Consider the following 8490-nt stretch of genomic DNA (forward strand, 5'->3'; position numbering starts at 1 on the left):
AGCGGATGCTTCCCGCCCTAATCTGATCATAAATACCTTCCTGGCCCCTTGCGGCCGAGAAACAGCCAGAGGGGGACGGGAGTGGAGGAAGGCTACTTCGGGGGCGAAGACGGCTCCGAAGACGAGTTAGACGAGCGGCGCGACCTCTTCCGGTATGTGACGGCCGACAACGCGGCTGAATACCTCGCCGTCATGGACCAGTTCACGCAGACGCTGCTGGCCGACCTGTCCGCCGCGGAGGTCAGTGAGGCCCTGGCGAAACGCGGTATCGCTCTGTCCCCGGAGGATGCGGAGGCCCGCTGCGCCAGCCTGGTCCGCTGGAAGAACCTCATGCCGTCCACGCGCGATCCCCGTGTCCCCACGGTCGCCGCGCTGCGCCACACCCGGGCCCGTTTCCAGGTCACCCGGCTCGGCGGCACGGTCCACCGGCAGGTCACCAAGGTCCTGCAGATGCGCGACGGGGCACGGGAGGTGGCACGCGAACTGCTCGGCAGCATGGCCGTGTTGCTGTCGAAGATCCTCAGCCGGGCACAGCGTCCCCGCGCCATCGACGCCGAGGCTCTGGCGGCCGACGTCACGACCGTCTTCACCAACCAGGCGTACTTCGCCGACAGCATCCGCGACTTCTACGCCTACCTGTCGTCCGTGCTGGTGCGCTACGACCTGGCCGGTGAGGAGTACGCGTCGTTCAAGGGCCTGCTGCTGGAATACGTCCACCTCATCGACACCGACGTCTCCCGGCACTCCCCCGCGGTCCTGAAATGCCTGGAAGACCTCCAGCCGGTCCTGGACCACGTCCTGAGCGCTCTGGACAGCCTGCCGGGCCTGGCCTCCGCGGACGGCGCCCCGGTCGAGCGGCTGCCGGGACGGCAGTACAACGACTGGGCGGAGCTGCTGGCCTGGTACAGCGGCGGTGACAGCGGCATGTCCGGCCCGGCGCAGCTGCGGGCCGCGGCCGAGTCGGCTCTGGGGCAGCTGCTCACCAACGCGCGGCGCATGCTCACCCCCGGCGGCACCGGCGGGGCCAGGCGCAGCGACCTGATGCACCTGGCCGGCCTGTTCGCACAGGCCAGTGTCGAAGAGGCCCACCGCGGCTTCGCGGCCGCCTTCGGCGCCTACCCCGCGCGCCATGTGAGCTTCGGTCCCGAGGAGGCCGACCCCCGCGACACCGCTTCGACGTCGTGGTGGGACGCCGGCCCGGTGGATGTCCCGGTCTCCTTGCGGGAGCGCGGCGACCGCACGGCGCGCGGCCGCACCGCGCGGGTGCCCGACCCCGGCATGGACATCGCCCGTCTGCAGGAGGAAGCCGCGCAGGAACTCGCGGCCCGCCAAACGGCCGGGGCCGAACTCGCCGCTGCCGGAGCGCTGGACGGAGCACACCTCACTCCCGCGGCCCGTGACCTGCTGCTGGAACTGGTGTCCATGGCACTGGCCAAGGAACTCAGCCCGTCACAAACCGTGCGCGTGGAGGACATCGATCTCCACGTCGCCGTCGACGTCGCGGAGTCGGACACCGACACCGTGATCAAATCGGACGACGGCGACACGACCTTCTTGCGTCTGGTTCTCAAAGCCTCGGCCGCCGACGAGGCCCGCCCCGGTGACCCACCGGCCGAAAGCGCGGCAGACGAACTCACCGCCGGCACGGACGAGGACCGGCAGCCGCCCTCGGCCGCAGGAGGCGTCCGGTGAGCGCGGACAACAGGCCGCCCGGCTCCACCGCTCAGCACGAGGCCGCGGAGCGGCGTCTGGCCGCCCGCACCCTGCTGGCCTGTCCCGTGCTGACATCACACCGGCAGCCGGACGAACTGACCGTGGTCCGCAGGCATTCCGCCGCGCTGCGCTCCACCTTCGCCAAGCTCCTGGGATACCACCTCATCATCGAGACCTCCTTTGCCCGGCTGGTGAAGACACCTCCGAGCCCGGACAGCCCCCTGCGGCCCGCCCAGCGGGGAGACAGCCCGCCCTTCACCCCGCAGACCTATGCACTGTTCTCGCTGGCCTGCGCCGCGTTGCTCACACCCGGTACCGGGGAGTGGCTGCTGATCTCCTCGCTGGTCGAACAGGTACGGGCCGATGCCGCCTCGGCCGGTGTCGACTTGCGCGACACGCCCTCGGAGAACCGCCGCCTGGTCCAGGCCGTCGGGCTTCTCATCGACTGGGGTGTGCTGACCGAGACCGACGGATCGCTGTCCGCCTGGAGTGAACGGCGCGAGGAAGGGGTGCTGCAGATCCACCGCCCCCTGCTGCCGCACGTGCTGCCCCGCCCGTTGCGCAATGTGGCCTCCCTGGCCGACCTGGCGGATCAGCCGCCGAGCGGGGCGTCCGAGCCCCGGCGCAGTCTGCGGCGCCGTCTGGTGGAGAACCCGCTGGTGAAGCGGGAAGAGCTCCCGGAAGACGAGCGTGATGTCCTCTCCCGGGAACGCTCGGAGCTGACGCGCCTTCTGGAGGAGCACTTCGGGCTGACGCTGGAGGTCAGAGCGGAGGGGGCTTTGGCCTACGACACCGAAGGAACCCTCAGCGATGTGGCCTATCCAGGCCCGGGTACCGTGCGCCAGGCAGCGCTGCTGCTGACCGATGCGCTGACCGATCTGGCCCGGCCGGCGGCGGGTCACCACGTCCCGGGGACTGCGGCAGATGTTCCGGGCCTGCTGACGCCATGGGACACGGTCCGCAGTGAACTGGATGGCCTGGCCTCGCGCTACGCCAAGGCCTGGGCCGGTGCCTACACCGCCGATCCGGCCCGTCTGCAGAAGGAGGTCGTGGCCCTGCTGGAATCCATGTCGCTGGCCCGCAGCCTGCCCGAAGGACTGGTCCTGCATCCGGCAGCGGCCCGCTACCGGCCCGAACCGCAGGCCCAGCCGACGCGCGCCGCACGGCGGCTGGCCGATCCACCGCCCGACAGCGCCGGCGCGCCGCCTTCCGACGTGCTGTTCACCGAGTCCTTCCTCAGGGAGGCATTGTGAGTGCCCTTGTCTTCCCCGGCCCGCGCACAGCCGACAGCCCCGCGGGCGGCCGAGCGCCCGCCAGCGCGTCCCATCCCTACCGGTGGCGGCTGAACCGGGCGGGAATCGTCAACGTCTGGTTCTACTTCGACCAGCGCTTCGATCTCTCGGGCGGCCGCCTGGTGCTGCGGGGATCGAACGGGTCCGGCAAGTCCCGGGCCCTGGAGATGCTGCTGCCGTTCGTCCTGGACGCCGACCGGCGCCGCATGGATGCCACCGGGTCCGGCAAGGTCCGGCTGGAGGACCTGATGCGGGCGGGCGGCGACGGCCAGGCCAACCGGCTCGGGTATGTGTGGCTGGAGCTCACCCGTGCCGTGGAGGACGCCGGCGGTGAGCAGCGCACAGAGTTCCTGACCGCGGGCGCCCTGATCCGCTTCTCGCACAGTGCCGCGGAGGCGAAGGCCTGGTACTTCCTCACCCCTCTGCGGGTCGATGAGGACCTGGTCCTTCTCGACACCAGCCGGGTCCCGCTGTCGAAGGAAGGCCTGGCCGCCGTCATCGGAGCGGACCGTCTGACCTCATCTCCCGACGTCCACCGCGACCGGGTACGCACGGCCGTCTTCGGGCTCCACGGCGACCAGGGACGCGAGCGGTATACGGGACTGCTGCAGTTGCTGCACACGCTGCGCTCGCCCGACGTGGGCAATCGCATCGACGAAGGCCGCCTGCCCCAGATCCTTTCCGACGCCCTGCCCCCGCTGTCCGACAAGGCCATCGCCACGGCGGGTGAGGAACTCGACGGGCTGGAAGAGACCCGGGCCGCGCTGGCCCGGCTGGAAACCGCCTACGGTCACGTCGCCGACTTCCTCAGGGTCTATACCCGTTACGCCACGGGCGTCTGTATCGACGCCAGTGACCGCACTCAGGCTGCGGCTGTCCTGGCCCGGGACACCGACGCGAGGGCCGCACAGCGGGAGGAGACACACCTCCAGCTCGTCCGCGACCATGCCGACGCGGTAGCCGAGGTCCGCGAACTGGACGGCTATCGCGACGAGTTGGAAGCAACCGTCGCCGGAATCCGCCAGTCGAGCGAGTACAGGGCTGCCCGGGAGCTCAGCGAACGCCTCGGCACCCTGCAGGCTCTGGAAGCGGCCGCCCGCAACGCCATGGCCACCGCCGAGGGGGCCCGTGAGGAGGAACAGCGCACCGCCGACGCGTGCAACGAAGCGGCCCAGGACGCCAAGAGCGCGGCAGACGAGGCGGCCCAGATCGTCCAGCAGGCCGGTGAACTCCTGGTGGGGGCAGGTCTCAACACCTCGCTGCCCGCTGCCCCGCACTTCGAGGTGCGGGAGCCTGATCTCGTGGTGGAGCCGGTGCGCACCAGCGCGGATGCCGACCCGGAGCCCGTCAGCCGCCCGGCGGCACTGCCTCTCATGCCCGCCCCGGACGGCATCACCGCGACCATCGACGCCCTGCTCGCGGCGGTCCCCGCGCTGCGCTCGGCTGCGGCCACCCGGGCCCAGCAGGCAGCCGCACGCGCCGGCGAGGCCCGGGAACTGGTCTCCGCTCTCGAGAAAGTACGGCGCGCACAGGACCGGGCCGAAGACGCCGCCCAAGACGCCTCCGCGGCTGAAGACAAAGCGCAGCAAGCAGAAAGCAACCGCGATGAAGCGGCGGCGAAGCTGGCCGTGGCCTGGCGGACCTGGACCGCGTCCTCGCGCTCGCAGCGTCTGCTGGGCGACGTCGACTGGCACGGCACGGCCGTCGCCGCCCTTCTGGACGACATCGAAGCCCTGGCCGGTGACGTGCCGGCCAGCCCGGACGCCGACCGTGAACTGGCCAGCCTGGACGCCCTTGCCCATCAGGTGGCCGCGCCTGCCCGGGCCCTGCACGCCCAGCAGACGGCCGCATTGGTCGCACAGGCACAGCAGGACAACGCCCGGCGCGAGCAGTTGCTGGCCGAAGCCGGGGAACTGCGCCGGGAGCGCGATGTGCCGCCGGCGGTGCCGGACTGGCTGGACAGCCCGCCTGCCGGTGCACCGGCGCTGTGGCAGCTGCTGGAGTTCCGTACCGAGGTCGACGCAGGGGTGCGGGCCGGCCTGGAGGGCGCCCTGCTGGCCTCGGGGCTGCTGTACGGCGTCCTCACGCAGGACGGCGACGTGGTCGCCGAAAGCGGCCAGCTGTTGGTGACAGCCGGCGGTCCCCCGGCGCTGCGCTCACTGCGCACGCTGCTGGTCCCGGCCGGGAGCGACAGCAAGGAGGTGGCACGCGTCAACGCCGTCCTGGATCAGATCGCCCTGAGTCCGGGGCACCCCACCTGGGTGGCGCCCGACGGCTCGTGGGGCAACGGTCCTCTGAGGGGACGTCACCTGCCCGCAAGCGCCCGCTACATCGGCGCCAGGGCGCGGGCGGCCGCCCGCGCGGCCCGTCTCGCCGAGATCGACATCCTGCTCGAACAGTTGCAGCAGGCGGCACAGGAGCGCAGCGAGCAGCAGGACGCCCTGGAGGCCGGGCTGCGGGACCTGGAGAGCCACCTGGTGGAGGCTCCGCGCTCCGTGCAGCTCGCGACGCTGCGCCTGCAGGCCGCCTCAGCCCGTACGGACGCCGTCGCCGCCCGCAGGCAAGCAGGCGCGCTCGCGGAGGAGGCCCAGCGGATGCAGCGGGCCTGGACGGCCCGCCAGCACAGCCACCGCGAGGTCTGTGCGGCCCTGGGAATGCCCGACGACGCAGAGGGTCTGCGGACCATGCAGGCCTGTGCGGAGCAGTCGCAGGCCATGTGCCGGGATGTGGACCGCGCCGGCGAAGCGGTCAAGAAGCATCTGGCCCGCCGGGAGCTTCTGCTGGCGCGCCTGCGCACCGTCCGCGACCGGCGCAGTGAGGCAGAGGGGCACGCCGAGTCGGCAGGCCTGGACTGGTCGCGGGAGGCTTCCGCGCTGGCCGCATTGCGCGAGAGCCTCGGATCCAGCCCGCAGGAGGTGCACGACCGTCTCGACGCAGCCGAACGGGAGCTGAAGCAGACCAAGGCGATCCTGCAGCGCACCAACAGCCAGGTACTCGACCTGACCGGCCAGGTGGCCGCGGCCAAGGAGAAGGCGCAGGGCGCCCGGGAGAAAGCACAAGAGGCACGGGCGGCTCTCGTCCAGCAGGCCCAGGCGCTGCACCGGCGCCTGGGCCATCCGGCTCTGGCCGTGGCCCTGGTCCCGGGCACGGTTGCTCCTGCGGTACTGCTGTCGGCGAGCGCCGGTGCGGACGACGTCCTGGCTGCGGTGCGCGAGGTCCGGGCAGCGGTACAGCGGCCGGAGAGCACCGCCGATGCCACCGCGCTGGTACGCGCCCAGTCGGTACTGGAACGCAACACCGCGGGCGCCTACGACGTGACCGTAACGATCGAGGACGACCTGCATGTCGTGGAACTGACGGATGCCGGCGGACGGCGCCACATCGCCGATGCCGCAGCCGAACTGCGGGAACGACGCGACCGCGGACGCAGCGCGCTGACCCAGCGTGAGCGCACGGCCTTCCACCACTTCGTCCTGGGCGGGATGGCCGAAGAACTCCGCAACCGCATCCTAGAGGCCGAAGGCCTGGTCAAGGCGATGAACACCTCGCTGCAGCCCATCACCACCAGCCACGGCATCGGCGTCAAGATCCGCTGGCGGCTGGCCGATTCGGCAGGCGAGCACATCACGCGGATCAAAGAGCTGATGAAACGCGACGTCCATGTGCTGCGCGAAGCGGAATCCGAGGAACTCATCAGCCGGCTCAAGGCACTCGTGGACGCCGCCTACAGCGATGACCCCCAGGCCGGATACGCCACCCACCTGCACACGGCTCTCGACTACCGGGCCTGGCATGTCGTGGACGCCTTCATCACCGGTCCCGAACCGGGCCAGGAACGCAAGATCAGCCGCCGGGCCAAGCTCTCGCAGGGGGAGACCCGCTTCGTGTCCTACGTGACCCTGTTCGCCGCCGCCGACGCCTACCTCAGCAGCCTGCCCGACACCGGCCGGGCCCTGCGGCTGATCCTCCTGGACGACGCCTTCGCCAAAGTCGACCACCGGACCATCGGTGAACTGATGGCGCTTCTGGTCCGCCTGGACCTCGACTTCGTCATGACCGGCCACGCCCTGTGGGGATTCTTCGCCGAGGTTCCCGCCCTGGACACCTACGAAGTGCGCCGCGCCGAAGGCACCGCGGCCGTGACTACCCACGTCCACTGGGACGGCCGCAACCGCCATCTGCGCGCCGCATCATGAACCCTCATTCCCTCCCCCAGCTGCCCGCCCCCGTCCGCAGCTACCTCGACGACCCCAGCCTCACCGCGCTGTGGGAGGCCGCCCGCAGACGGCTGGAGCGCAACCGCCTGTCCCCCACCGGAACCGTGCAGGCCCAGCTCGACGCCGAAGGCGCCAAGCAGCTGGGAGGACTGCTCGGCACCCGGCTCGAGCCCGGCCTGCGCCGCATCCAACTGGGCGCCCTGGACGCGGCCTTGAGGGCATCGGCCGCCCAGTGCGGCCTTGTCAGCGTCGTGGCGGAGCTGACCGGCCGGCCCCTGCAGGACCGGACATCCGCCAAAGAGGCACAGCAGACAGCGTGGACCGCGCTCTGGCAGCAGCTGGACGGCGACCTCACCCGTGCAGGCCTGGCCCACGCGGGCTGGATCGCCGACTGGCTCGCGGAGTTGAGGAGCACCGGCATCCTCACCCGGGCCGGCATCGAAGCAGCCGCTACCGCCCTCAGCAACGCCGTACGCACCATCGCCGCGCTCACGAACACGCCCCTTCATGCCCCTGCCGGCACCGGAGCAGAGGCTGTGAAGCAGTGGGAGCTGAGCGAGCTCGCCGCGCACACGACCGGCGATGCCCACGGACTCGACGAGGGCCGTCTCACCGGCATGCTGGTCCTCAAGGCCATTGCGGCAGCCTGCACACTGCCGTCGCCCGACTCGGCCGCAAGCCGCCGGCTGCTGTGGGAGCGGGTCGGCGTCAGCACAGACACCCTGTCGGGAACCGTCATGGTGTGGAAGCTGGACCCGCCCGGAACCCATCCCTGGGCGATGATGATGCGCACGCGCAGCGATCTGTCGCTGGTGACACACCTGACCCTTCAGGAGCTGCGCACTGTCCCCGATGTCGCTCTGACAGCGCCGGGAACAACTGTGTATTTCTGCGAGAACCCGCAAGTGCTTCAGGCGGCCGCGCGGTATGGCCTGCCCGGCGTCCTGGTGTGCGGTAGCGGCAACCCGTCTGCGGCGGGCTGGGAACTACTGCGACGGCTCGTCGCCAGCGGTGCAGACGTCGCCTACCACGGCGACTTCGACTGGCCCGGCGTCGCCATCGCGGAACGGGTGATCCGGCTGGGCGCTCGCCCTTGGCGCATGCACAGCACGGACTACCTCAACGCACTGGCACAATTGCCCGCCGACCGACTTACCCCGCTGACGGGGGCCCCTGTGTCTTCGCCCTGGGATCCGCAGCTCGAGGCCGTGATGGCTCAACGAGGCCTCGCCGTTCACGAAGAAGCACAGCTGGACCGACTTCTACAC

General features: G+C 71.0%; 4 protein-coding genes. All 4 read left to right on the plus strand.

Annotation, left to right across the window (positions count from 1 at the left end; genetic code table 11):
• Positions 1 to 81 precede the first annotated feature (81 nt).
• The gene (locus ABZ646_RS06055) at positions 82 to 1692 is read left to right on the plus strand and encodes a DUF2397 domain-containing protein (protein WP_360513406.1); all 1611 of its coding nucleotides are present in this window, start codon (positions 82 to 84) and stop codon (positions 1690 to 1692) included.
• Positions 1689 to 2966, plus strand: a complete 1278-nt coding sequence (locus ABZ646_RS06060) for a TIGR02678 family protein (protein WP_360513408.1) — start codon at positions 1689 to 1691, stop codon at positions 2964 to 2966. Before ABZ646_RS06055 ends, ABZ646_RS06060 begins: the two co-directional genes overlap by 4 nt.
• Positions 2963 to 7201, plus strand: a complete 4239-nt coding sequence (locus tag ABZ646_RS06065) for a TIGR02680 family protein (RefSeq protein ID WP_360513410.1) — start codon at positions 2963 to 2965, stop codon at positions 7199 to 7201. Before ABZ646_RS06060 ends, ABZ646_RS06065 begins: the two co-directional genes overlap by 4 nt.
• A gap of 125 nt (positions 7202 to 7326) precedes the next feature.
• Positions 7327 to 8490, plus strand: a 1164-nt coding sequence (locus ABZ646_RS06070) for a TIGR02679 family protein (protein ID WP_360513412.1), incomplete at its 3' end; no start/stop codon positions are given.

The sequence above is a fragment of the Streptomyces sp. NPDC007162 genome, assembly GCF_040634175.1.
Lineage (GTDB): Bacteria > Actinomycetota > Actinomycetes > Streptomycetales > Streptomycetaceae > Streptomyces.